We start from the raw sequence: 24,726 nt of genomic DNA, 5'->3' as shown, positions 1-24,726 counted from the left end.
TTCGTGAGACGTAAATTCCTGCTGTTGCTGGAAATGGGCTTGATCCTTGCCGGCCTGGCGTTTGGCTGGTCGGCCTGGAAGGTCAACTCGGTCCTGGAGCAGCCCCTGCACGTCACGCAGGAGCGCCTGCTGGATGTGCCCAATGGCACTAACCCCAACCGCATGTTCTACAGCATGCAAAGAGAAGGGTTGCTTGACGATGCTGTCTGGTTGCGTTTGTACTGGCGCTTCAACATGGCCGGCACACCGCTGCACACTGGCGAGTACCGTCTTACCCCTGGCATGACCGTCGAGCAGTTGTTCGACGCCTGGCGCCGTGCCGACGTGGTGCAGTACAACCTCACCCTGGTCGAAGGCTGGACCTTCCGCCAGGTGCGTGCGGCCGTGGCCAAGCATGAAAAGATCAAGCATACCCTGGACGGCTTGTCGGATGCCGAGGTCATGGACAAGCTCGGCCATACCGGTGTATTCCCCGAAGGCCGCTTCTTCCCCGACACCTACCGCTTCGTGCGGGGTATGAGCGATGTCGAGTTGCTGCAGCAGGCCTACATGCGTCTGGACGAAGTGCTGGCCAAGGAGTGGGCCGAGCGGTCCACCGACCTGCCGTATCGTGACCCGTACCAGGCGCTGATCATGGCCTCCCTGGTAGAGAAGGAAACCGGCATTCCGCAGGAGCGCGGGCAGATCGCCGGCGTGTTCGTGCGGCGCATGCGCCTGGGTATGATGCTGCAGACCGACCCGACGGTTATCTATGGCATGGGTGAACGCTACAACGGCAAGATCACCCGCGCCGACCTGCGCGAGCCGACGCCCTATAACACCTACACCATGACCGGCCTGCCGCCGACCCCGATCGCCATGGTCGGCCGCGAGGCGATTCACGCGGCGCTGAACCCATCCAATGGCACCAGTCTTTACTTCGTCGCCCGCGGCGATGGCAGCCATGTGTTTTCCGACGACCTCGACGACCACAATTCGGCAGTGCGCGAGTTCCAGCTCAAGCGCCGGTCGGACTACCGCTCCAGCCCCGCGCCGCAGCAAGAGGCCAAGCCAGGTGCCGATGATGCCGAACAGGCATCGGGCGCCGACGATGCGCAGCGCCCTGAGCCCCCAGCAGCGGACCCGTCAGCAGCGGATGAGCCAACTGCGCAGCCAGCCCCCGATGAAGCGCCCGCGCAGGATGCCCCTGCCGGCGGTGCGCAAGCGGCCGAGCGGCCGACGCCTGACGAACAACATTAAGGACTGCCTGTGAGCGGCTTGTTTATTACTTTGGAAGGCCCCGAAGGCGCGGGCAAGAGCACCAATCGCGACTACCTGGCCGCGCGCCTGCGCGAGCACGGCCTGGACGTGGTGCTGACCCGTGAGCCAGGCGGTACGCCGCTGGCGGAAAAGGTGCGTGAACTGTTGCTGACGCCCAGCGACGAAGGCATGGCGGCCGACACTGAGCTGCTGCTGGTGTTCGCCGCTCGCGCCCAGCACCTGGCGCAGGTCATCCGCCCGGCGCTGGCCCGCGGGGCTGTTGTACTGTGTGATCGTTTCACGGACGCCACCTATGCCTATCAGGGTGGCGGGCGTGGTCTGTCGGTCGAGCGTATCGCGGTTCTGGAACAATTCGTCCAGGGCGACCTGCGCCCGGACCTGACCCTGGTCTTCGACCTGCCGGTGGAAGTGGGCCTTGCCCGCGCCGCCGCCCGTGGCCGCCTTGACCGATTCGAGCAGGAAGGGCAGGCGTTCTTCGAAGCGGTGCGCCAGGCGTACCTGCAGCGTGCCCAAGGCGCGCCACAGCGCTACAGCCTGCTTGATGCGGCACAATCCCTGGAGGCGGTGCAGCGTGACATCGACGTACTGCTGCCAGGCATTCTGGAGCGTTGCCGTGGCTGAGGCCTACCCTTGGCAGCAGGCGCTGTGGCAGCAACTGGCCGGTCGCAGCCGCCATGCCCACGCTTACCTGCTGCATGGGCCGCAGGGTATTGGCAAGCGGGCCATGGCCGAGCGTCTGATGGCGCGCCTGTTGTGCCAGCAGCCGCAGGGCCTGGACGCTTGTGGGGCGTGTAAGTCGTGCCTGTTGCTCAAGGCCGGCAGCCACCCGGACAACTTCGTCCTCGAGCCGGAGGAGGCTGACAAGCCGATCAAGGTCGACCAGGTACGCGAGCTTGTGGCCTTTGTGGTGCAGACCGCGCAGCTGGGCGGGCGCAAGGTGGTGTTGATCGAGCCGGTGGAGGCGATGAATGTCAACGCCTCCAACGCCCTGCTCAAAAGCCTTGAAGAACCTTCCGGTGATACCGTGTTGTTGCTGGTGACGCACCAGCCCAGCCGTCTGTTGCCGACGATCAAGAGCCGCTGCCAGCAGGTGGCCTGTCCGCAGCCCAGTCTGGCCCAGAGCCAGGCATGGCTGACTGGCGCGTTACCCGACTGCGACGAGGTCGAGCGCGATGAGCTGCTGACGCTGGCGGCAGGTTCGCCATTGATGGCGGTCAGCCTGCAGGCGCAGGGTGTGCGCGAGCAACGCGCGCTGGTGGCCGATGGGGTGAAGAAGCTGCTCAAGCAGCAGCAATCGCCGAGCCAGCTGGCCGATGCCTGGAGCGGTGTGCCGTTGTTGCTGCTGTTCGACTGGTTCTGCGATTGGTCGCACCTGATCCTGCGCTATCAGTTGACCCAGGACGAGGAAGGGTTAGGCTTGGCCGATATGCGCAAGGTCGTGCAATACCTGGCGCAGAAGAGCCGCCAGGCCAAGGTGCTGGAGGTGCAGGCATGGATCCTCGAACAGCGCCAGAAGGTACTGGGCAAGGCCAACCTCAACCGCGCCTTGTTGCTTGAATCGCTGCTGGCTCACTGGCTGCAACTGCCGGGTGCCCGCTGATTTTCCATTTTTCATGTGTGCCGTTATCCCATGCTCGTAGATTCCCATTGCCACCTCGACCGTCTTGACCTCACTGCTCACCAGGGCTCCCTCGACGCTGCCCTGCAGGCGGCGCGTGAGCGTGGGGTCGGGCATTTCCTGTGCATTGGCGTCAGTGCCGAGAATGCGGGTGCAGTGAAGGCGCTGAGCGAGCAGTACGCTGACGTCGACTGCTCGGTGGGCGTGCACCCGCTGGACCTGGCCCCTGGCGAAACCCCGGCGTTGGAATGGTTGTTGCGCGAACTGGCCCACCCGCATGTGGTGGCGATTGGTGAAACCGGGCTGGATTACCACTACGAGCCGGAGGCTGCCGAGCTGCAGCAGGCTTCGTTCCGCTTGCACCTGGAGGCCTCCAGGCAGACCGGCAAACCGGTGATCGTGCATACCCGGGCGGCGCGTGCCGATACCCTGGCGCTGCTGCGTGAGGCCAACCTGCCGCAGGCTGGCGTGCTGCACTGCTTTACCGAGGACTGGGACATGGCCAAGGCCGCGCTGGACCTGGGTTATTACATCTCGCTGTCGGGCATCGTGACCTTCCGCAATGCCGATGCCTTGCGTGAAGTGGCGCGGCAGGTGCCGGTCGATCGCTTGCTGGTGGAGACCGATTCGCCGTACCTGGCGCCGATTCCGCACCGGGGCAAGCCGAACCTGCCGCAGTATGTGCGGGAGGTGGCGGAGTATGTGGCTTCGTTGCGTGGGGCCAGTTATGAGCAGTTGGCGGAGCAGACTACCGCCAACTTCAAGCGGCTGTTCCCGTTGGCGCGGGTGGCTTGATTTACCGGGGTTAAAGATTGTGTGAGGGGCACAAGGTGCCTGCCACAACCCTTGCAGCGCCTGTGAGATCGAGCGCCGCCCGCGCGGCGCTTCGCGGGTAAACCCGCTCCTACATTTGTTTCGGGCCAGTCCGTCCTGTGCCAGGCGCGCGCGGCCGCCTTGTTTGTACGACGCGATATCGAGGCGTGCGCCAAGGCGTTCGCACGCAAATCCCATAGGCCTAATTGGCCCGAAACAAATGTAGGAGCGGGTTTACCCGCGAAGCGCCGCGCGGGCGGCGCTCTTCTGTGCCAGGCGCGCGCGACCGCCTTGTTTGTACGACGCGATATCGAGGCGTGCGCCAAGGCGTTCGCGCGCAAATCCCCCAGGCCTAATTGGCCCGAAACAAGCGTAGGAGCGGGTTTACCCGCGAAGCGCCGCGCGGGCGACGCTCGATCTCACAGGCGCTGACAATCTTGCGTCACGCACCTGACAGCCGTCACACCATCCTCCCCACAAAAACACAAAAAAAACCCGGGTTCTGGGGGAGGAATCCGGGTTAAGACCATTAGGAGTAAAACAAAGGTACGCGGTCCCTGAGCACCTTTATCGGCGCGCCACTGGGGGGGATGCGCCGCGCCAACACTTCAAGTATTGGTCAGGTTTGGCGCAGTGCCAGTGCATATTGGACGTTTTTTAAACAGATTTGGAATACGCCAACGTTTCGTTCCTCCCGCAGCGCATGGCCGTATGCATCGTGAAACACAGACATGCGTGGATGATCCGTGCAATTTCCCGCAAGTTAGGCATAATAAACCGCTTCGATTGTCATCCAGTCCTTCCCATGCAGAAAGAACCTCGTAAGGTCCGTGAGTTTCGCCGTCGCGAACAGGAAATCCTCGATACCGCGCTCAAGCTGTTTCTCGAGCAAGGTGAAGACAGCGTCACCGTCGAGATGATCGCCGACGCCGTGGGCATCGGCAAAGGCACGATCTACAAGCACTTCAAGTCCAAGGCGGAGATCTACCTGCGCCTGATGCTCGATTACGAGCGTGACCTGAACGAGCTGTTGCACTCGGCCGACGTCGACCGTGACAAGGAAGCGCTGTCGCGCGCCTACTTCGAGTTCCGCATGCGCGACCCGCAACGCTACCGGCTGTTCGACCGCCTTGAAGAAAAGGTGGTCAAGGGCAATCAGGTGCCGGAAATGGTCGAGCAGCTGCACAGCATCCGTGCCTCCAATTTCGACCGCCTGACCCAGCTGATCAAGGGCCGTATCAGCGAAGGCAAGCTCGAAGACGTGCCGCCGTATTTCCACTACTGCGCTGCCTGGGCGCTGGTGCACGGCGCTGTGGCGCTGTACCACTCGCCGTTCTGGAGCAACGTGCTGGAAGACCAGGAAGGCTTCTTCCAGTTCCTGATGGACATTGGCGTGCGTATGGGTAACAAGCGCAAGCGCGACCCGGAACCCTCGAACTGAGCATTTAGCGAAACGGCGTCGTGCGTCCGCTGCGCGGCAGTGCAGCCCGAAGCGTTTGGCTATCGTTTGGAAATTCGGCATTGCGCATTGGGGCTTGCAAAAACCTGATTTATGAGTCAGGTTTTGCCGGCCCCTTCATCCATGCCGGAGTCATTCATGATTGTCGATCGTCAAGGCAGGCGCTTTCGCAACCTGCGCGTCAGCCTGACGGCTGCCTGCAACTACGCCTGTACCTACTGTGTACCTGACGGAAAGCGGCTGGTGGCGGCGCAGGACGAGCTGTCGGCTGATGCCTTGGCCCGTGGCGTGGCCTACCTGATCGAAGCCGCCGGCATCGAGCGCCTGCGGATTACTGGCGGTGAGCCACTGGTCAGCCCGCGCCTGGATGCCTTTCTGGCTGCCGTGGCCAAACTCGACCTTGATGACGTCTCGCTGACCACCAACGGCCAGTTGCTGGCGCGCAAGTTGCCGCAACTGCAGGCGGCTGGGATTCGTCGGCTGAACGTTTCCCTCGACACCCTCGACCCGCTGGCTTTCCGCCAGATTGCCCGTGGCGGCGACCTGGGCACTGTGCTGGATGGAATGGAGCAGGCCAGCGCCCTGGGTATGCGAATCAAGGTCAACATGGTGCCGATGCGCGGGAAAAACCTTGATCAGGTACTGCCCCTGCTGGATTACTGCCTCGCGCGCGGCTTCGAGCTGCGCTTCATCGAACTGATGCGCATGGGCCACCTCTCTCACGATCGCAACGCCTTCCTCCAGCAGTTTGTAGGCCTCGACCAGCTGCTTGCGCTGATCGGCGGCCAGCATACCTACGCCCAGGTGAATGCGCCGCTGGACGCCACTGCCATGCGTTACCACATCCCCGGCAGGGGCCACTTCGGCGTCATTGCCAACGAAAGCGTGCCGTTTTGCCGTACCTGCTCGCGGCTGCGCCTGTCTTCTACGGGGTGGCTGCATGGCTGCCTGTCGTCAGGTAACCGGCACTTCGTCGGCGACCTGCTGGAAAAACCGCGTCATCAGGCGCTGCCGGCCTTGCAGCGGTTGTTGGTAAAGGCTTTGGCTGACAAGCAAGACGTGGCCTTTTCCGGCGGCGTGACCGTCATGAAAGTGATCGGTGGCTGAAGCTGGCGCAAAAGCTGCATCCGCCGGCTATTCGCCGGTTTTTCGTCGCCGGCCACTGGAGGAAAGATGCGTAGCCTGGTCTTGCTGCTGGCGCTGATGGCGCTGGGCGGCTGCATGAATGTCAGCGATATGGGCGAAGGCGTCCGCTATCACATGAGCGATGCCGGTCTGCTGGACCACAGCGAAACCCGTCGCTCCTTGTCGATCCGCCTGCAGCCTGATTCGTTCATTTTCATTGGCCAGGGTGCATTCGTGCCGCCGGGCGAGGGGCCGGTGCCTCGGCAGAATGCAGTGGCCCAGCAGGCCTTCAAGAGCTTCGTCGAATACTTCCCGATGGTACGTCGCGCCCAGGGCCCGCTGGGCCTCGAAGAGGCCATCGCCCAGGCGCGCGCGGTGGGTGCGGACTACGTGTTGTACACGCGCTTCGCACGTACCGACGATCGCATCGGCAATGGTGACGAGTGGTATGACGAGCAGGCCGTCGACCGCTTGGGCTGGGACACTGGCGTGGTGCAGATGATGCTGATCGAAACCAGTACCCGCTACCTGATCGACACCGCACGCATCAAGAGCCGTGGCGGTTTGTTGACGTTCCACGACAACACCCCGGAGGATTTGCTTGGTGCGCCGATGCGCGAGTACGCTCGTAGCCTTCTGGGCATGAGTGAATGAGGCAAGCGTGATGAGCGACTCCGGCAAGGCCAATGACCTTCTGGCGCAGATCCCCAAGGCCAAGGGGCTGCCGCCGGTGCACCTGTGGAACCCGGAATTCTGTGGTGACATCGACATGCGCATTGCCCGCGATGGCACCTGGTACTACCTGGGCACGCCGATCGGGCGCAAGCCGATGGTGCGGCTGTTCTCTACCATCATTCGCCGCGACGGCGATGACTACTTCCTGATTACCCCGGTAGAGAAGGTCGGCATTCGTGTTGACGATGCGCCGTTCGTGGCCGTGTTGCTGGAAGTGCAGGGCGAAGGCGAGCAGCAGGTGCTGCGTTTTACCAGCAATGTCGAGGACCAGGTCGAGGCGGGGCCGGATAATCCCCTGCGGGTGGTGATCGACCCGCTGACGCAGGAGCCATCACCGTATGTGCTGATGCGCAGCAACCTGGAGGCGCTGATAAATCGCAATGTGTTTTACCAACTGGTGGAGCTGGCGGTGCCGCATGTGATCGACGGGGAGGAATGGCTTGGGGTGTGGAGCCGGGGGGCGTTTTACCCGATCGGGCGCAGTGATTGAGGCCTCTGTTGGCGATGCCGGCCTCTTCGCGGGTAAACCCGCTCCTACACCGGATCGGTGGTGGACACACATCGGTGGTTGAACACAGGCCGTCGTAGGAGCGGGTTTACCCGCGAAAGGGCCGGGCCTGCTGGCCAATCTCCGCCCGCCGTTCACCGTTGCTGGCCAATAATTTCAGCGCAACGAAAAAGCCCCCGGTTGCTTGCGCATCCGGGGGCTTCTTCAATGTCTGGCTCCGCGACCTGGACTCGAACCAGGGACCCAATGATTAACAGTCATTTGCTCTACCGACTGAGCTATCGCGGAATCTGCGCGTATCTTACTGATTGCCCGGGAGAAGTCAACCCACCCCCAGGCAAAACAATGAGTTACAGCACTTCCACGATCGCTTTGGTCACCACGTGGATGTTGCTCTGGTTCAGCGCGGCCACCGCGATACGGCCGGTGTCCAGGGCATAGATGCCGAAGTCGTTCTTCAGGCGGGTGACCTGTTCAACGGTCAGGCCCGAGTAGGAGAACATGCCGACCTGGCGGCCAACGAAGCTGAAGTCGCGGTTGGCACCGTATTCGGCCAGCAGCGATACCATCTGCTTGCGCATGCCGTGGATGCGCTCGCGCATTTCGGCCAGTTCGGTTTCCCACATCTGGCGCAGTTCTGCGCTGTTCAGCACGGTGGCAACAATGGTTGCGCCGTGGGTTGGCGGGTTGGAGTAGGTGGTGCGGATCACGCGCTTGACCTGCGACAGCACGCGGGTGCTCTCGTCCTTGGAGGCGGTGACGATCGACAGTGCGCCGACGCGCTCGCCGTACAGCGAGAACGATTTGGAGAACGAGCTGGAAACGAAGAACTCCAGGCCCGACTCGGCGAACAGGCGCACGGCGAAGGCGTCTTCGGCGATACCGTCACCAAAGCCCTGGTAGGCCATGTCGAGGAACGGCACGTGGCCCTTGGCCTTGACCACTTCCAGGACGTTCTTCCAGTCGTCCAGGTTCAGGTCGACACCGGTCGGGTTGTGGCAGCAGGCGTGCAGCACCACGATCGAACCGGATGGCAGGGCGTTGAGGTCTTCGAGCATGCCCGCGCGGTTGACGTCGTTGGTCGGCGCATCGTAGTAGCGGTAGGTCTGCACCGGGAAGCCGGCCGATTCGAACAGCGCACGGTGGTTTTCCCAGCTAGGGTCGCTGATGGCAACCACGGCGTTGGGCGAGAGGCGCTTGAGGAAGTCGGCACCGATCTTCAGCGCGCCGGTACCACCGACGGCCTGCACGGTGACCACGCGGCCGGCGGCCAGCAGTGGCGACTCGGCGCCGAACAGCAGCTTCTGCACAGCCTGGTCGTAGGTGGCGATGCCGTCGATCGGCAGGTAGCCGCGCGAAGCGTGCTGGGCGGCACGCTGGGTTTCGGCTTCGATCACGGCGCGCAGCAGCGGAATGCGGCCTTCCTCATTGCAATACACGCCTACGCCCAGGTTGACCTTGTCGGTACGTGGGTCGGCGTTGAATGCTTCGTTGAGGCCCAGAATAGGGTCGCGGGGTGCCAGCTCGACAGCGGAAAACAGGCTCATTGTTACCTTGGCTCTGATTGGAGTGTGATAGGGCGTACACGCTCCAGCCGAATGCACTGAAGCGGTGCACAAACGGGGAGTCAGTATAGTGATACCGACCGGTCACCGCGACACTCTGGCGCAGCTTTTGGGGCTATTTGCGCAAATATTTTTCGACCATTGGTCTAAATGCCGTGTCCACCGTTGCATGCGCCCACACCTGTGCCTTGAAAGCGCCCCCGAACGGGCGCATTTGGGTATAGACTACTGGCTAAATTTACAGCTGCTGCACCGCGAGGTCCTTCATGTCCGAGTTCCAGCTCGTCACACGTTTCCAGCCGGCTGGCGACCAGCCCGAGGCTATCCGCCAGTTGGTCGAAGGCATAGAGGCGGGGCTGTCGCACCAGACGTTGCTTGGGGTGACCGGTTCGGGCAAGACCTTCAGCATTGCCAACGTCATCCAGCAGGTGCAGCGCCCGACGCTGGTGCTGGCGCCCAACAAGACGCTGGCCGCCCAGTTGTACGGGGAGTTCAAGGCATTCTTCCCCAACAACGCGGTGGAGTACTTCGTTTCCTATTACGACTACTACCAGCCGGAAGCCTATGTGCCGTCGTCGGACACCTTCATCGAGAAGGACGCCTCGATCAACGACCACATCGAGCAGATGCGCCTGTCGGCGACCAAGGCGCTGCTGGAGCGGCGTGACGCGATCATCGTGACCACTGTGTCGTGCATCTACGGCCTGGGCAGCCCTGAGACCTACCTGAAAATGGTCCTGCACGTGGACCGTGGCGACAAGCTCGACCAGCGCGCGCTGCTGCGCCGCCTGGCCGACCTGCAGTACACCCGCAACGAAATGGACTTTGCCCGCGCCACCTTCCGGGTACGCGGCGATGTGATCGACATCTTCCCGGCCGAATCGGATCTGGAAGCCATCCGCATCGAGCTGTTCGATGATGAAGTGGAGAACATCGCCGCCTTCGATCCGTTGACCGGCGAGGTTTTCCGCAAGCTGCCACGTTTCACGTTCTACCCCAAGAGCCACTACGTGACCCCGCGGGAAACCCTGCTGGAAGCGGTGGAGGGCATCAAGGAAGAACTGAAGGAGCGTCTGGAATACCTGCACAAGGCCAACAAGCTGGTCGAAGCGCAGCGTCTGGAGCAACGCACCCGCTTCGATCTGGAGATGATCCTCGAGCTGGGCTACTGCAACGGCATCGAAAACTACTCGCGTTACCTGTCCGGGCGCCCGGCCGGGGCGCCGCCGCCCACCCTGTACGATTACCTGCCGCCCGATGCGCTGCTGGTGATCGATGAATCACACGTCAGCGTTCCGCAGGTCGGCGCCATGTACAAGGGCGACCGTTCACGCAAGGAGACCCTCGTCGAGTACGGCTTCCGCATGCCTTCCGCGCTGGACAACCGGCCGATGCGTTTCGACGAGTGGGAGGATGTCAGCCCGCAGACCATTTTCGTTTCGGCCACTCCGGGCCCCTACGAGGCTGAGCATGCCGGACGCGTGGTGGAGCAGGTGGTGCGCCCGACCGGGCTGGTCGACCCGCAGGTAGAGGTGCGCCCGGCGCTGACCCAGGTCGACGACCTGCTGTCCGAGATCCGCAAGCGTGTCGCGGCAGGCGAGCGAGTGCTGGCGACCACGTTGACCAAACGCATGGCCGAGGACCTCAGCGATTACCTGGCCGACCACGACGTGCGGGTACGCTACCTGCACTCGGACATCGATACGGTGGAGCGGGTGGAGATTATCCGCGACCTGCGCCTGGGCACCTTCGACGTGCTGGTGGGCATCAACCTGCTGCGCGAGGGCCTGGACATGCCCGAGGTGTCGCTGGTGGCCATCCTCGATGCGGACAAGGAAGGTTTTCTGCGTTCCGAGCGCTCCCTGATCCAGACCATTGGCCGCGCGGCACGTAACCTCAATGGCCGGGCCATTCTGTACGCCGATAACGTAACAGGCTCGATGCAGCGGGCCATCGACGAAACCGAGCGCCGCCGCGAGAAGCAGATCGCCTTCAACGAAGCCAACGGCATCGTGCCCAAGGGTGTGGTCAAGGACATCACCGACATCATGGAAGGTGCCACCGTGCCCGGTGCGCGCAGCAAGAAGCGCAAGGGCATGGCCAAGGCGGCGGAGGAGAGCGCCCGTTACGAGGCCGAACTGCGTACGCCGGGCGAGATCACCAAGCGCATCAAGCAGTTGGAAGAGAAAATGATGCAGTTCGCCCGCGACCTGGAGTTCGAAGCTGCGGCGCAGTTGCGTGACGAGATTGCGCAACTGCGGGAGCGGTTGATTAGCAGCTGAAGCCGGGCGCGGGCCCTGTGGGAGCGGGCGTGCCCGCGAAGAATTCAACGCGGTGGCTGGCACCGGCTGCGCCGGTGTTCGCGGGCATGCCCGTTCCCACAGGGACCGCATCTAATCTGTAATAGCCTCAATGGGCTTCCCCAGCCTTCAACCCTTCCGGCAACTTGCGGGTCATCAACACCGCCACCATGCTCACCGCCAACCCGATCCCGACAAAGTGGAAGGCATCGTTGTAAGCCATGATCAGCGCCTGCTGGTGGGTAATCTCGCTAAGTTTGCCCAGCGCCGCATTGTCATTGCCCAAGCGCTCCGCCAATTGCGCCAGCCGCTCAGCCACCTGTGGGTTGCTCGGCACCACCGATTCGCGCAGGTAGTCGAAGTACACCTTGGTGCGCGCATCCAGCAGGGTGGCCAGCAAGGCAATACCAATCGCGCCACCGAGGTTACGCAGAATATTGAACAGGCTCGACGCGGACCCTGCATCCTGTTGTTGGATATACGCGGTGGCAATCAGCGAGATGGTCACCATGATCATCGGCTGGCCCAGGGCGCGTATGATCTGGATATGGTTGAACTGCGGCCCGGCAAAGTCCGGGTTGAGCACCCCCGAACCGAAACTGGCAGCGCCGAACAGGCAAAACCCCAGCGCGCATAGTACCTTGGGCGATATCACCTTCATCAGTTGCGGCACCAGCGGGATCAGGAACAACTGCGGAATACCCATCCACATGATCACCTCGCCAATCTGCAAGGCGTTGTAACCCTGTACCTGCGCCAGGTACAGCGGTAGCAGATAGATCGAACCGTACAGGCCCACACCCATGCCCAGGCTGGCGATGCTCGACAGGCCAAAGTTGCGGTTGCCGAGGATACGCAGGTTGATCAGCGGGTGTGGCTTGGAAAACTGCAGGATGACGAAGGTGATCAGGCTGACCAGGGCAACGCTGCCCAGGCCGACGATCAGGTGCGACTCCAGCCAGTCCTTGCGATGGCCTTCCTCGAGAAACACCTGCAGGCAGCCCAACCCAAGGCCGAGCGTGACGATGCCGGCGTAATCGGTACTTTTCAGCAGCTCCCAGTGCGCCTCCTTCTTCTCAAGCCCGTATAACAAGCCGGCGATCATTAGCAGGCCCGGTGGGATATTGATGTAGAAGATGTATTCCCAGCCCCAGTTCTCGGTCAGCCAGCCGCCCAGGGTGGGGCCGATGGAGGGGGCAAAAGTGGCGGTCATGGCGAACATCGCCATGCCTTTGGCGCGGTGGTGCTCGGGCAGCTTGATCAGGGTCAGGGTGAAGGCCAGCGGGATCAGCGCGCCGCCGGTGAAACCCTGCAAGGCACGGAACAGGATCATGCTCTCCAGGTTCCAGGCCATCGAGCACAGCAGCGACGACAGCAGGAAACCGCCGGATACCCACACCGCCAGGCGCCGCGCCGACAACAGCTGCACCAGCCAGGCCGTCAGCGGGATCATGATGATTTCCGCCACCAGGTACGAGGTGGAAATCCATGAGCCTTCTTCCAGGGTCGCCGACAGAGCGCCCTGGATGTCCTTCAGCGAGGAGTTGGTGATCTGGATATCCAGCACTGCCATGAAGGCGCCGAGCATCACGCTCATCACCGCGATCCAGTCGCGTCGGGTTGGCTCCGCCGTAGGGCGCAGCAGCTGGTCACCGGCCATTGTGGCCTTCGTCTTCGCTGCGCAGGTCGACGGTGGCGGTCACCGACATGCCGGGGCGAATACGCCCATGCAATGGGTTGTCGGCGTGGAACGTGAGTTTTATCGGGATACGCTGCACAACTTTGGTGAAGTTGCCGGTGGCGTTGTCCGGTGGCAGCAGGCTGAACTGCGCACCGGACGCGGCGAACAGGCTGTCCACCCGGCCTTCGATCGGTGTGTCGGGGTAGCTGTCGAACAACAGCTCCGCGCGCTGGCCGGGGTGCATGCGCCCGATCTGGGTTTCCTTGAAGTTGGCCTGCACCCAGATGTCTTCATCCGGCACGATCGACAGCAGGTAGGCGCCGGCCTGCACCACCTGGCCATTGCGCGCATTGCGCTGGCCGATGGTGCCGCTGATCGGTGCATGGATTTCGCAGCGGGTCAGGTTCAGTTCGGCCTGGGCCAGGTCGGTGCGGGCATTGGCGATTTGCGCATCGAGGCGCTTGAGCTCGGCGTTCAGGGCGGTGACCTGCTGGCGCTGGCTTTGCAGGTCGGCGCGGGCCTTGTCGACCTGGGAGCCGGCGACATGGCTGTCCGCCGACAGGGTAGTGACCCGCTCTTCAGAGACAAAACCCGGTTTGCGCAGCTTCTCGGCGCGGCTCAGGTCCAGCCGCGAACGGTCGAACGTGGCCTGGGTGGCCGCCAATTGGGCCTGGCCGGCGGCAATCAGGCTGCCTTGCTGGGTGAGGCGGCTTTGCGCTTGTGCGTACTCGGCTTCGCGGGTAGCCAAGGCGGCACGGGCGCGTTCGACCGCCAGCTCGAAGTCGGCGGCTTCCAGGCGCACCAGCAGGTCGCCCTTGCTGACGTGCTGGTTGTCCTCGACCGGCACCGTTTCGATACGGGCGCCAAGCTGGCTGGAGATACGGGTGATCTCACCCTGCACATAAGCGTTGTCGGTGCTCTCGTAGAAGCGGCCCTTGAAGTACCAGTGGCCCAGGAAGGCGAGGGCGATGATGGCCACCAGGGCGAAGAAGATCGTCAGGCGGCGTTTGAGTTGGGCAGGCATGGGGGCTATCGTTCCAGAAATGTAAACAAATTTAACAGCGGCACAGGGCCCGTCGACAAGTGACGTTCGCGCCATTGCTGGAGCCCGGTGCCCGCCTCCTGCTAACATCCCGCCTTTGTTTCATCTTTCGTTCGAGACTCTCCATGACCACCGTACGCACGCGTATTGCGCCATCGCCTACCGGCGACCCCCATGTCGGCACTGCCTACATCGCCCTGTTCAACTACTGCTTTGCCAAGCAGCACGGCGGTGAGTTCATCCTGCGCATCGAAGACACCGATCAGCTGCGCTCCACGCGCGAGTCGGAGCAACAGATCTTCGACGCTCTGCGCTGGCTTGGCATCGAATGGAACGAAGGCCCGGATGTCGGCGGCCCACATGGCCCTTACCGGCAGAGCGAGCGTGGCGAAATCTACGCCAAATACGCCAAGGAACTGGTAGACGCCGGCCACGCCTTCTACTGCTTCTGCACCGCCGAAGAGCTGGAACAGATGCGTGCCGAACAGCAGGCCCGCGGCGAAACCCCGCGCTACGATGGCCGTGCGTTGCTGATGAGCGCCGAAGAAGTGCAGCGCCGCCTGGACGCTGGCGAGCCGCACGTGATCCGCATGAAGGTGCCGAGCGAAGGGATCTGCGTGGTGCCGGACATGCTGCGCGGCGATGTCGAGATCCCGTGGGACCGCATGGACATGCAGGTGCTGATGAAGAACGACGGCCTGCCGACGTACTTCCTGGCCAACGTGGTCGACGACCACCTGATGGGCATCACCCACGTGCTGCGTGGGGAAGAGTGGCTGCCATCGGCGCCCAAACTGATCAAGCTGTACGAGTACTTCGGCTGGGAGCAGCCCAAGCTGTGCTACATGCCGCTGCTGCGCAACCCGGACAAATCCAAACTGTCCAAGCGCAAGAACCCGACCTCGGTCACCTTCTACGAGCGCATGGGCTTCATGCCTGAAGCGATGCTCAACTACCTTGGCCGCATGGGCTGGTCGATGCCTGACGAGCGCGAGAAGTTCTCGCTGGCCGAAATGGTCGAGCACTTCGACCTGTCACGTATCTCGCTGGGCGGCCCGATCTTCGACATCGAGAAGCTGTCCTGGCTCAACGGCCAGTGGCTGCGCGAGCTGCCGGTAGAGGAGTTTGCCGCACGCCTGCAGAAGTGGGCGTTCAACAGCGACTACATGATGAAGATTGCCCCGCACGTGCAAGGCAGGGTCGAAACCTTCAGCCAGGTTGCCCCGTTGGGCGGGTTCTTCTTCGAAGGCGCGCTCAAGCTGGACGCCAAGCTGTTCGAAAGCAAGAAACTGTCGGCCGACCAGGTGCGCCAGGTGATCCAGCTGATCCTGTGGAAGCTTGAAAGCCTGCGTCAGTGGGAAAAAGAGCGCATCACCGGTTGCATCCAGGCCGTGGTCGAAGCGCTGGAGCTGAAGCTGCGTGACGCCATGCCGCTGATGTTCGCCGCCATCACGGGCCAGGCCAGCTCGGTTTCGGTGCTGGACGCCATGGAAATCCTCGGTCCCGACCTGACGCGCTACCGCCTGCGCCAGGCCTTGGACCTGCTGGGTGGGGTGTCGAAGAAAGAAAACAAAGAGTGGGAAAAGCTGTTGGCTTCCATTGCCTGATTCAGCTTTGCACCTAACTTGTGGGAGCGGGCGTGCCCGCGAATGCAATGGTAAATTCAATACCGCATTCGCGGGCACGCCCGCTCCCACAGGCCAACTAAGCCCCAAAAAACCGGGGTAGGGCGGTAAGTGATTGTTATCTGTGAAAAAATTTTTGAATATTTTTGAAAATTAGTTTGACAGCCCTGCAATCCGAACTTAATATGCGCCCCGTCCACAGCGATGAACGAAAACGAAACGCCAGGCACCCAGCCAGCGATTCAGTTCAAAGCGACATTGTGGGGCTATAGCTCAGCTGGGAGAGCGCCTGCATGGCATGCAGGAGGTCAGCGGTTCGATCCCGCTTAGCTCCACCAAATTCCGCTTAGCAGCCAAGGCTGATAAGCAAGACCGGGTCCAGCAACCGGGTCTTGAAGGTAAGAAGGTTCGTCCCCTTCGTCTAGTGGCCTAGGACACCGCCCTTTCACGGCGGTAACAGGGGTTCGAGTCCCCTAGGGGACGCCAGTTTTACACAAGCGATGTTTTTATGTCGCTGGGCCGCGAGGCTAGAAATCCGGGGCTATAGCTCAGCTGGGAGAGCGCCTGCATGGCATGCAGGAGGTCAGCGGTTCGATCCCGCTTAGCTCCACCATTTCTGCCAGGGTTCACGCAAGTGGATCGGCACGAAGGTTACGTCCCCTTCGTCTAGTGGCCTAGGACACCGCCCTTTCACGGCGGTAACAGGGGTTCGAGTCCCCTAGGGGACGCCACTTTTCCTGCGTTTTGCAGGGCTTAAAAAGGCTCGTCGATTATTGATGAGCCTTTTGTTTCGGGGCTATAGCTCAGCTGGGAGAGCGCCTGCATGGCATGCAGGAGGTCAGCGGTTCGATCCCGCTTAGCTCCACCATTTCTGCCAGGGTTCACGCAAGTGGATCTTCGCGAAGGTTACGTCCCCTTCGTCTAGTGGCCTAGGACACCGCCCTTTCACGGCGGTAACAGGGGTTCGAGTCCCCTAGGGGACGCCACGTTTACCCGCGTTTTGCGGGACTTTAAAGGCTCATTCGCTTATTGAATGGGCCTTTTGTTTTTTCCCGTCTCAATAATTTTCCCCCGACAAACGGCCGCACATTTTGCTTGCCAAAAAATATGATGAGAATAATATTTCGATCATCATATTTTGTTTGGTGCGTGCCAGATGAGCGACAAGAAGAGCAGAACCCGCGAACGCATTCTGGAGGCGGCGCGCAGTGCGCTGATCCAGCACGGCCCGGCCGAGCCCAGCGTCAGTCAGGTGATGGGCGCGGCAGGCCTGACCGTCGGCGGCTTCTATGCGCACTTCGACAGCAAGGACGAGCTGATGCTCGAAGCGTTCCGCCAGTTGTTGGGTGAGCGCCGTGCCTTGCTCGCCCAGATCGACCCCAATCTCGATGGCGCCGGGCGGCGAGCGCTGGCCGGGGCCTTCTACCTCTCGCGCAAGCACCGGGACTGCGAAGTACATGCTTGCCCGCTGCCTAACGCGTTGGGCGAAATGCAGCGCCTGCCGGAGGTCTTCCGCGAGGTGCTGGCCGAGCACATCGAGTTGATGACTGCCGCGATGGTCGACCGCCCTGAGGATGCCGACAAAGCGCTGGCCGACCTGGCCCTGATGGTGGGAGGGCTGGCGTTGGCCCGGGCCTTGGGGACCAGTGACCTGTCTGACCGTATTCTGCGCGCCGCCAAATCGGCGGTGCTTTAACCCTGGAGCATGGCGATGACCACCCTGAGCTGGATTCGCGGTGTCAATGGCACCTTGGGCCGCCTGGCCCCCGAGCATGTCGCGGGCAAGATGCGCCGAGCCTTCATGACCCCGCGCAACTTGCCGCCGCGGGATTGGGAGCTGCCTGTGCTGGCCAGCGCCGAGCGCATTACGCTGCGCTTCGGCCTGTCTGCCTTGCGCTGGGGTCAAGGGCCGACCGTGCTGCTGATGCACGGTTGGGAAGGGCGCCCGACGCAGTTTGCCGCCTTGATCGAGACCTTGGTTCAGGCGGGGCATACGGTGGTGTCGCTGGAAGGGCCTGGGCATGGTCGTTCGCCTGGCGAGCAAGCGAATGTGGTGCTGTTTGCCCGGGCGCTGCTTGAGGCTGCGGCTGAGTTGCCGCCCTTGCGTGCAGTCATTGGCCATTCCATGGGTGGGGCGAGCGTGCTGCTGGCTTTGCAGATGGGGCTGCGTACAGAGGCGGCTGTCAGCATTGCAGCGCCGGCGCGGTTGCTCGGTGTGTTGCGTGGTTTTGCCCATCGCCTGGGGCTGCCAGCCCGGGCACGGGCAGCGTTCATTCGCCAGATCGAGCGCGATGTGGGCATGCAGATTGCGCGGCTGGATGTCACGGGTTACCAGCTGGAGCTACCGGGGCTGGTGGTGCATGCTGCCGATGATGCTCTCGTGCCCGCAGATGAGGCACATGTCATCCACAAGTCCTGGTTCGATAGCCGGCTGATGCTGCTGGAAGAGGGTGGTCACCAGCGAGTGCTGGCCGACCCGCGGCTGAGTGAAGCCGTGCTCGAATTGCTGGCTCGGGCTGAAGCGGCTAGTGCCGGGGCGGCTTCAGCCGCGAACATCGGTATCGCCGCCGGTGCCATCCGCCGCAGTGTCTGATTCGCGGGCAAGCCGCCCCTATAACGACTGCCTCAGGCTCACAGGGGCTGGACATTGCCCCGCAGATCGCTGCTAAATCGCCTTTTGCGCCAAGGAAGCGAAAATGAGCTGGGACCTGGCAACACCCTTCGTCATCGACCTGCGCGTCGGCAGCGAGGACATCGACGGCCTTGGCCATGCCAACAATGCCGTCTACGTCACCTGGCTTGAGCGCTGCGCCTGGCGCCACTCCCAGCGTCTGGGGCTGGACCTGGCCGAGTACCGGCGCCTTGACCGGGCGATGGCTGTGGTGCGCCACGAAATCGACTATCTGGCTGCCGCCTATGAAGACGACGAGCTGCAACTGGCCACCTGGATCATTGACTGGGACCAGCGCCTGCGCATGACGCGGCGGTTTCAGCTCAAGCGCCCGCGCGATGGTGTGACGCTGCTGCGCGCGCAAACCACCTTCGCCTGCATCGAGCTGTCCAGCGGCAAGCCCAGGCGCATGCCGGCGGAATTCGTCGAAGGTTACGGTCCGGCGCTGATCGGCGCCTGAGTCGCCGGCATTTTTTGTTAAACTGCCGGCTTTTTCCGCTGAGACCCCGACATGCAAATTGCCCTGGCCCCCATGGAGGGGCTGGTCGACAACATCCTGCGCGACGTATTGACCCGTGTGGGCGGTATCGACTGGTGCGTCACCGAGTTCATTCGCGTGTGCGACCGCCTGTTGCCGGCGTCCTCGTTCGACAAGCTGGCGCCTGAACTGCGCCAGGGCGCGCGCACGGCTGCCGGTGTGCCCATGCGCGTGCAATTGCTGGGTTCTGACCCGGTATGCCTGGCGGAAAACGCCGCACTGGCTTGTGAGCTTGGGGCGCCGGTGATCGACCTGAACTTTGGTTGCCCGGCAAAGACGGTGAACAAGTCGCGTGGTGGTGCGGTACTGCTCAAAGAGCCGGAGTTGCTGCACGCCATTGTGCGTGAAGTGCGGCGGGCGGTGCCGGCGAATATCCCGGTGACCTCGAAGATGCGCCTGGGCTTCGACAGCCCCGACGGGGCACTGGAGTGCGCCACGGCTTTGGCCGAAGGCGGTTCGGCACACCTTGTGGTGCACGCTCGGACCAAGGTTGAGGGCTACAAGCCGCCAGCGCACTGGGAGTGGGTGGCGCGGGTACAGGATGTGGTCAAGGTGCCGGTGTTCGCCAATGGTGAGATCTGGACGGTCGATGACTGGCGGCGTTGCCGCGAGGTCAGTGGCGCTGAAGACATCATGCTCGGGCGTGGGCTGGTATCGCGCCCGGACCTGGGCCTGCAGATTGCAGCGGCGCGGGATGGGCGCGACTATCAGCCGATGAGCTGGCATGATTTGTTGCCACTGTTGCGTGAGTTCTGGCGCCAGGCCCAGGCCAAATTGTCGCCGCGTTATGCGCCGGGGCGGATGAAGCAGTGGCTGGCGATGCTGACTCGCAGTTACCCTGAAGCGGTGGTGTTGTTTGCCGAGTTGCGCCGGGAAGATGACTGCGCGCGGATCAGCCGGTTGCTGGGGGTAGAGGCTCAAGCCTTGGAGGCTTGCGTCGCCTGAGCAGGCCTCTCCGCGGGTACTGCGCCTGTCGGCGCGGCTTCACACGCGAAAGGGCCGGGCCTGCTGGCCAATTTCCACCATCCGTTCACCGTTGCCGCCGCTACCATATTCGCGGGTAAACCCGCTCCTACGCCGGATCGGGAGTGGGCACAGGTCGGTGGTTGGGCACAGGCCATCGTGTAGGAGCGGGTTCACCCGCGAAAGGGCCGGCCCTGCTGGCCAATTTCAACCATCCGTTCACCGTTGCCGCCGCTACCGTATTCGCGGGTAAACCCGCTCCTACGCCTGATCGAGGATGGACACAGGTCGGTGGCTGTGCACAGGCCCCGGTAGGAGCGGGTTTACCCGCGAAGAGGCCGGCCCTGCTGGCCAATTACCACCCGCCGTTCACCGTTGCCGCCGCTACCGTATTCGCGGGTAAATCCGCCCCGACGCCTGATCGAGGTTGGACACAGGTCGGTGGTTGGACACAGGCCGCCGTGTAGGAGCGGGTTCACCCGCGAAAGGGCCGGCCCTGCTGGCCAATTTCAACCATCCGTTCACCGTTGCCGCCGCTACCGTATTCGCGGGTAAACCCGCTCCTACGCCGGATCGGTGGTGGACACAGATCGGTGGTTGGGCACAGGCCCCGGTAGGAGCGGGTTTACCCGCGAAGAGGCCGGCCCTGCTGGCCAATTACCACCCGCCGTTCACCGTTGTCGCCGCTACCGTATTCGCGGGTAAATCCGCCCCGACGCCTGATCGAGGGTGGACACAGGTCGGTGGTTGGACACAGGCCGCCGTGTAGGAACGGGTTCACCCGCGAAGAGGCCATCAAACCCCGTGCAAAAAAATCAAATTTTTTCTATTTACCCCTTGAAAGCATTTCCCTCGGCCATATCTTTTGAGTACGCGATGCCGAAGCCGGGTCGCGTAATGACTTACTTGCTGAATCTCAGGAGTTTATGACCATGACTACTGCTTTCTCTCTTGCTCCACTGTTCCGTCATTCCGTTGGTTTCGACCGTTTCAACGACCTGTTCGAATCCGCGGCACGTAACGAGGCCGGTAGCAGCTACCCGCCCTATAACGTGGAAAAGCATGGCGATGACCACTACCGCATCGTGGTTGCTGCAGCCGGTTTCCAGGAAGAGGACCTCGACCTGCAGGTCGAAAAAGGTGTCCTGACCGTGACCGGTGGCAAGCGCGACAATAGCGCCGCTGAAGTGACCTACCTGCACCAGGGTATCGCACAACGCGCCTTCAAGCTGTCGTTCCGCCTGGCAGATCACATCGAAGTGAAGGCCGCCGGCCTGGCCAATGGCCTGCTCAGCATCGACCTGCTGCGCATCGTGCCTGAAGAAGCCAAGGCCAAGCGCATTCCGATCAATGGCGAAAAACCAGCGCTGAACTGACCGCGCGGCACTGAAAAAAGGGCACCTCCAGAGGTGCCCTTTTTCGTGCTTCTCACGCGGTCCCAGGTAGGTGCGCGGCCGTCATGCGATCAGTAATCTGCCGGCGCCTCCAGCAACATCTGCCGAAACTCCAGCAACGGCAATGGCCGGCTGTGCAGATAACCCTGGTACAGATGGCACCCCAGCCGCTCGAGAAACGCCAGCTGTTCGGTCAGTTCTACCCCTTCGGCAATCACCGCCAGGTCCAGGCTGCGCGCCATGGCGACAATGGCGCGGACAATTTCTGCGTCGTTGGGGTCGACCGGTGCATCGCGCACGAAGCTCTGGTCGATTTTCAGCGCATCGACCGGCAGGCGCTTCAGGTAAGTCAGCGAGGAATAGCCGGTGCCGAAGTCATCCATGGCAAAACTCACCCCGTAGCGCTTCAGCTCGCACATCTTGCTGATGGTGTCTTCCAGGTTCTGGATGACGATGCCTTCTGTGATTTCCAGCGTCAGCATCTGCCGCGGCAGGCGGTAATCGTCCAGGCTGCGCAGCACCCGCCCGACAAAGTCGTTCTGGCGGAACTGTCGCGGGCTTATGTTCACGCACAGGTTGAAATCATCAGCGTCGATCAGCCCGTCGGTCAGCATGCGGGCGCAGGCGTCGCAGGCTTCGTCGAGAATCCAGCTGCCAACTTCAAGGATCAGGCCACTTTCTTCCAGTACCTGGATGAACTGCGAGGGCGGTTGCTGACCCAGTTGCGGGTGGTGCCAGCGCAACAGTACTTCGGCACCGACGATGCGGTTGTCGCGGGCATCCACCTGCGGCTGGAAGTGCAGTGCCAGCTCGCCACGGGCCAGGGCCAGGCGCAGGTCGTTTTCCATGCGCAGGCGCTCGCTGGCGGCCTTCTGCATGGTGGTGTGGAACAGCTGGGTGGTGTTGCGACCGGAGTCCTTGGCCCGGTACAGGGCGATATCGGCACGCTTGAGCAGGTCGGCCGGTGTGGTGCCGTGGTCGGGGATCAGCGCCACGCCGATGCTGGGCGTTACCTGCAGGCGCTGGCCATCCAGTGACATTGGCTCGGCCAGCAGTTCGCGCAGGGTGTCGGCCAGCTCGCGCACTTTCTCTTCCACGTGTTCGCGGCTCCCTTCCAGGCCGCTAAGCAGCACCACGAATTCGTCGCCCCCCAGACGCGCCACGGTGTCCTCCAGGCGCACGCTGGCCTCAAGGCGGGCGGTGATGATCTTCAGCACGGTGTCGCCCACCGGGTGGCCCAGCGAGTCGTTGATGTGCTTGAAGTGGTCGAGGTCGAGGAACAGCAGGGCGCCACGCAGGTTATGGCGCTTGAGCAGGGCGATCTGCTGGCTCAGGCGGTCCATCAGCAAGGCGCGGTTGGGCAGGTTGGTCAGCGGGTCGTGATAGGCCAGGTGGCGTATCTGCGCCTGGGCGTTCTTCAGCTGGCTGACGTCGCGGGCGGTCAGCAGCAGGCAATCCACTTCGTTGAGGGTGATCGGTTCCACCGAAACCTCGACCGTGAGGATATCGCCACGCTTGTTGCGCCCGAGCATCTCGCGGTGGTGTACCCGGCCGCGCTCGCGCAACTCGGCCAGCAGCGCGCTGCGCTGCTTGTCGTCGGCCCAGATGCCGATCTCATACACCGTGTGGCCGATCACTTCATCAGTGCTGTAGCCGGTCAGGCGGCAGAAGCCGTCGTTGACCTCCAGGTAGCGGCCGCTGTGGCGTTCGGTGATGGTGATGGCATCGGGGCTGGAGTGGAAGGCCTTGGCGAACTTCTCCTCGCTGGACTTCAGCGCGGCTTCGGCGCGTTGTTGCTGGGTGATGTCGCGCAGGGTGGTCACGCTGCAGGGCTGGTCGTCGACGGTGATCAGGCGGCTGGAAATCACACAGGTCAGCGGGTCGCCATTGCGGTGGTTGAGTACCACGGCGACGTTGCTCAAGGCCTGTTCGCGGATCACCTGCTCGATACGTTTCGCGCGCTCGACGGACTCGGCCCACAGGCCGATTTCCTCGGCGGTACGCCCAAGCACCTGCGCGCTGCTCCAGCCGAAGGTCTGGGTGAACGCCGGATTGATCTCGATGAACTGGCCAGTGTCCTGGCGGGTGACGCAGATCGGGTCGGGGCTGACCTGGAACAGGCTGGCAAACTTCTCTTCCGAGGCGCTCAGGCGCTGTTCGCGCTCCACCTGATCGGTGATGTCGAGCAAGGTGCCCGCCATGCGCAGGGGGATGCCCTGGTCGTCGCGGTACAGCCGCGCGCGGCTTTCGATGTAGCGTGAAGTGCCGTTTTCCAGCTGCACCCGGTAGGTGATCTGATAGTTGCCGGCGGGCCCTTCGCGCAGGCTACGGTAGGCTTGTCGCATCGAGTTGCGCTCGTGCTCCGGCACGCCCTCGAAGAACGCATCGAACGATTCATGAAAGGGGATGGGCGGCAAGCCATGCAGCTGCGCGGCGCGGGCCGAGCCGTAGAGCATGCCGCTTGGGATGTGCCAGTCCCAGGTGCCAAGTTGCGCCGAGTCCAGGGCCAGGTCCAGGCGCTCCTGGCTGTCCTTCAGGGCCTGCTCGGCGCGCTTGCGTTCGGTGGTGTCGACGAATGTACTGATCAGGAAGGTCACGCCTTCCAGCTCGATGCCCTGGGTGCACAGGATGCCGTCATGCACCTTGCCGCTGGTTGCGCGGAATTGCACCTCCATGATCAGCGGGCCGCCGTTGGCGCGGGTCGACTCCACTATCTGGTGGCGCTGTTCGGGGTTGACCCACAGGCCCAGTTCCAGACTGGTCTTGCCGATCACCTGGTTGCCGGGCCAGCCGAACATGTCTTCGAAGTGCTGGTTGACCTCGAAGATCATGCCATCGTGGCGGCGGGTCAGCAAAATGGCGTTGGGGCTCAGGTGAAACAGCGTGGCGAAGCGCTTTTCCGAATTGATCAGCGCCGTTTCCCGCTCGCGCTGGCGGGTGATCTCGCGGATCACACCGATCATCTGCGGTCGGCCGTGCGGGTCGCGGGTCAGGCTGCCGTTGATCTCCAGCCAGTGCAGGCTGCCGTCCGGCCAGCGGATACGGTGGCGCATGGCCTGCTCCACCGGCTCGCCGTTGAACACTGCCTGGAACATCTGGCGCGTGCGTGCGCGATCCTCCTCGGGCAGCAGGTCGAGGTAATCGATATCGGCGGGCAGTGGCCGCTGTGGATCGAAGCCGAACAGGGCCTGGGTGCCCCGCGACCAACTGACCCTGCCGCTTTCGATATCCCATAGCCAGGCACCCAGGTGCGCACCGTTGAGCGCTGCCAGCAGTTGCGGGGCGTTCTGCCAGGCCTGCTCGGACTCCTGGGGATCAGCTGCGGGTATTCGCGGCAGGCGCAAAAAGCGGTTTGCTGATTTGGGCATTGGTACCAGACCTGTGGCGTATGACGTGTCCTTGGAATACGAATAGCTGGCTGACAGCCGG

The 24,726-nt window shown here is 62.7% G+C and carries 19 protein-coding genes and 7 tRNA genes; 21 read left to right on the top strand and 5 right to left on the bottom strand.

Going from position 1 to position 24,726, the window contains the following annotated elements; genetic code table 11:
• Positions 1-3 precede the first annotated feature (3 nt).
• From mltG to PRJ_RS19775, 8 genes are all read left to right on the top strand, one after another.
• Positions 4-1,239, top strand: a complete 1,236-nt coding sequence (mltG, locus tag PRJ_RS19825; protein WP_104962282.1) for an endolytic transglycosylase MltG — start codon at positions 4-6, stop codon at positions 1,237-1,239.
• Positions 1,240-1,248: 9 nt separating this feature from the next.
• The gene (gene tmk, locus PRJ_RS19820) at positions 1,249-1,881 is read left to right on the top strand and encodes a dTMP kinase (protein ID WP_020192642.1); all 633 of its coding nucleotides are present in this window, start codon (positions 1,249-1,251) and stop codon (positions 1,879-1,881) included.
• Positions 1,874-2,860 carry a DNA polymerase III subunit delta' gene (locus PRJ_RS19815; RefSeq protein ID WP_104887229.1) on the top strand — a complete coding sequence of 329 codons (987 nt, stop codon included), beginning with the start codon at positions 1,874-1,876 and terminating at the stop codon, positions 2,858-2,860. Before tmk ends, PRJ_RS19815 begins: the two co-directional genes overlap by 8 nt.
• Before the next feature lie 30 nt (positions 2,861-2,890).
• Positions 2,891-3,673, top strand: coding sequence for a TatD family hydrolase (locus tag PRJ_RS19810; protein WP_010952986.1), 783 nt, complete (start codon positions 2,891-2,893; stop codon positions 3,671-3,673).
• Positions 3,674-4,496: 823 nt separating this feature from the next.
• Positions 4,497-5,132, top strand: coding sequence for a TetR/AcrR family transcriptional regulator (locus PRJ_RS19790; protein ID WP_003247170.1), 636 nt, complete (start codon positions 4,497-4,499; stop codon positions 5,130-5,132).
• Between the two features lie 156 nt (positions 5,133-5,288).
• On the top strand, positions 5,289-6,257 hold the full coding sequence (locus tag PRJ_RS19785; protein WP_104962281.1) for a GTP 3',8-cyclase MoaA: 969 nt from the start codon (positions 5,289-5,291) through the stop codon (positions 6,255-6,257).
• Positions 6,258-6,323: 66 nt separating this feature from the next.
• A complete protein-coding gene (locus PRJ_RS19780; protein WP_020193440.1) occupies positions 6,324-6,929 on the top strand; it encodes a DUF4823 domain-containing protein in 606 nt (201 codons plus the stop codon).
• A gap of 10 nt (positions 6,930-6,939) precedes the next feature.
• The gene (locus tag PRJ_RS19775; RefSeq protein WP_104962280.1) at positions 6,940-7,500 is read left to right on the top strand and encodes a DUF1285 domain-containing protein; all 561 of its coding nucleotides are present in this window, start codon (positions 6,940-6,942) and stop codon (positions 7,498-7,500) included.
• A 230-nt stretch (positions 7,501-7,730) separates the two neighbouring features.
• Here PRJ_RS19775 and PRJ_RS19770 read toward each other — a convergent pair.
• Positions 7,731-7,806, bottom strand: a tRNA-Asn gene (locus PRJ_RS19770).
• 62 nt (positions 7,807-7,868) lie between these two features.
• The gene (locus PRJ_RS19765) at positions 7,869-9,065 is read right to left on the bottom strand and encodes an amino acid aminotransferase (RefSeq protein ID WP_010952990.1); all 1,197 of its coding nucleotides are present in this window, start codon (positions 9,063-9,065) and stop codon (positions 7,869-7,871) included.
• A 284-nt stretch (positions 9,066-9,349) separates the two neighbouring features.
• Between PRJ_RS19765 and uvrB the strand changes: the two genes are divergently transcribed.
• Positions 9,350-11,365: an excinuclease ABC subunit UvrB gene (gene uvrB / locus PRJ_RS19760; protein ID WP_010952992.1), complete on the top strand. Its 2,016-nt coding sequence runs from the start codon at positions 9,350-9,352 to the stop codon at positions 11,363-11,365.
• A gap of 127 nt (positions 11,366-11,492) precedes the next feature.
• Here uvrB and PRJ_RS19750 read toward each other — a convergent pair whose 3' ends face one another.
• Together PRJ_RS19750 and PRJ_RS19745 are read right to left on the bottom strand one after the other, a co-directional pair.
• A complete protein-coding gene (locus tag PRJ_RS19750) occupies positions 11,493-12,983 on the bottom strand; it encodes an MDR family MFS transporter (RefSeq protein ID WP_177410042.1) in 1,491 nt (496 codons plus the stop codon).
• A 49-nt stretch (positions 12,984-13,032) separates the two neighbouring features.
• Positions 13,033-14,088, bottom strand: a complete 1,056-nt coding sequence (locus PRJ_RS19745; RefSeq protein ID WP_104962279.1) for an HlyD family secretion protein — start codon at positions 14,086-14,088, stop codon at positions 13,033-13,035.
• A 143-nt stretch (positions 14,089-14,231) separates the two neighbouring features.
• On the opposite strand from PRJ_RS19745, the gene gltX reads away from it, so the two are divergent.
• The 12 genes from gltX (at position 14,232) to PRJ_RS19675 (ending at position 21,279) form a co-directional block, all read left to right on the top strand.
• Complete coding sequence (gene gltX, locus PRJ_RS19740) at positions 14,232-15,713, top strand: glutamate--tRNA ligase (protein WP_010952995.1); 1,482 nt, start codon at positions 14,232-14,234, stop codon at positions 15,711-15,713.
• Between the two features lie 280 nt (positions 15,714-15,993).
• Positions 15,994-16,069 (top strand) — tRNA-Ala (locus PRJ_RS19735).
• A 72-nt stretch (positions 16,070-16,141) separates the two neighbouring features.
• A tRNA-Glu gene (locus tag PRJ_RS19730) sits at positions 16,142-16,217 on the top strand.
• Positions 16,218-16,268: 51 nt separating this feature from the next.
• Positions 16,269-16,344 (top strand) — tRNA-Ala (locus tag PRJ_RS19725).
• A gap of 42 nt (positions 16,345-16,386) precedes the next feature.
• A tRNA-Glu gene (locus PRJ_RS19720) sits at positions 16,387-16,462 on the top strand.
• 61 nt (positions 16,463-16,523) lie between these two features.
• Positions 16,524-16,599 (top strand) — tRNA-Ala (locus PRJ_RS19715).
• A gap of 42 nt (positions 16,600-16,641) precedes the next feature.
• Positions 16,642-16,717: transfer RNA gene (locus PRJ_RS19710), tRNA-Glu, on the top strand.
• Positions 16,718-16,887: 170 nt separating this feature from the next.
• Complete coding sequence (locus tag PRJ_RS19705; RefSeq protein WP_104887233.1) at positions 16,888-17,427, top strand: TetR/AcrR family transcriptional regulator; 540 nt, start codon at positions 16,888-16,890, stop codon at positions 17,425-17,427.
• Between the two features lie 15 nt (positions 17,428-17,442).
• Entirely contained in the window at positions 17,443-18,324 is an 882-nt protein-coding gene (locus PRJ_RS19700; protein WP_104962278.1) for an alpha/beta fold hydrolase, read from the top strand.
• A gap of 103 nt (positions 18,325-18,427) precedes the next feature.
• Complete coding sequence (locus PRJ_RS19695) at positions 18,428-18,862, top strand: thioesterase family protein (RefSeq protein ID WP_003247186.1); 435 nt, start codon at positions 18,428-18,430, stop codon at positions 18,860-18,862.
• Between the two features lie 51 nt (positions 18,863-18,913).
• Complete coding sequence (locus PRJ_RS19690) at positions 18,914-19,885, top strand: tRNA-dihydrouridine synthase (protein ID WP_014754050.1); 972 nt, start codon at positions 18,914-18,916, stop codon at positions 19,883-19,885.
• A 950-nt stretch (positions 19,886-20,835) separates the two neighbouring features.
• Positions 20,836-21,279 carry an Hsp20 family protein gene (locus PRJ_RS19675; protein ID WP_019437397.1) on the top strand — a complete coding sequence of 148 codons (444 nt, stop codon included), beginning with the start codon at positions 20,836-20,838 and terminating at the stop codon, positions 21,277-21,279.
• A gap of 89 nt (positions 21,280-21,368) precedes the next feature.
• Here PRJ_RS19675 and PRJ_RS19670 read toward each other — a convergent pair whose 3' ends face one another.
• Complete coding sequence (locus PRJ_RS19670) at positions 21,369-24,665, bottom strand: bifunctional diguanylate cyclase/phosphodiesterase (protein ID WP_104962277.1); 3,297 nt, start codon at positions 24,663-24,665, stop codon at positions 21,369-21,371.
• Positions 24,666-24,726 lie beyond the last annotated feature (61 nt).

Source organism: Pseudomonas sp. XWY-1 (assembly GCF_002953115.1).
Classification (GTDB): domain Bacteria; phylum Pseudomonadota; class Gammaproteobacteria; order Pseudomonadales; family Pseudomonadaceae; genus Aquipseudomonas; species Aquipseudomonas alloputida.
The sequence above is the reverse complement of the archived record's forward strand: the minus strand, read 5'-3'. Positions and strand labels throughout refer to the sequence as shown.